Origin of the sequence: Actinomadura napierensis (assembly GCF_039529375.1) — a bacterium.
Lineage (GTDB): Bacteria > Actinomycetota > Actinomycetes > Streptosporangiales > Streptosporangiaceae > Spirillospora > Spirillospora napierensis.
The window spans coordinates 1-530 of sequence record NZ_BAAAMR010000417.1 but is presented as its reverse complement, the minus strand read 5'-3'; the positions used below and the strand labels follow the sequence as shown (position 1 = coordinate 530).

The following is a 530-nucleotide window of genomic DNA, read 5'->3' as shown; positions in this document are numbered from 1 at the left end:
CAGTAAAGGGGTGTTTTTCCCTTGAGATAAAATAGTGTCTTTACTTACAGTCCAGCTTAACTCAGGATCTACCAACACCCACCCTGCTTCAGCTTGCCAACGTGCTGTCATATTTGCTACCTGTGCAGGAGCACTTGTCACTTTAGTTACCCATTCTAAAGGTTCAAATAAACCTTCATTAATGAGCTGAATACCCAAAGCCACATAAGTATCAAATGCAGTAATACCCGGTTGGGTCTCTGCAAATGGAGCCATTTTAGCTGAACTGCTTAAAGGCTCATGGTGGGTACAGATTGCATCAATTACACCTTGTTTTAAACCTTGGCGTAAAAGCTCTTTATCTTGCTCAGAACGTAATGGTGGACGAACATGTGCAAGTGAATTGAAGCCATCAATTAGTTGCTCAGTTAAATGTAACTGATGCATTGCTACATCGGCAGTAACCGGTAAACCTTTTGCTTTTGCAGCACGAATTAATTCGACCGAAGCGCCACAAGACAACAAACCAAAGTGAGCTTTGACACCTGTCG

At 42.5% G+C, this 530-nt stretch carries 1 protein-coding gene; it reads right to left on the bottom strand.

Annotated features, from left to right (window positions below; translation table 11 throughout):
- On the bottom strand, positions 1 to 530 hold a 530-nt coding region (locus tag ABD296_RS50230; RefSeq protein ID WP_407061608.1), incomplete at both ends, for an amidohydrolase family protein.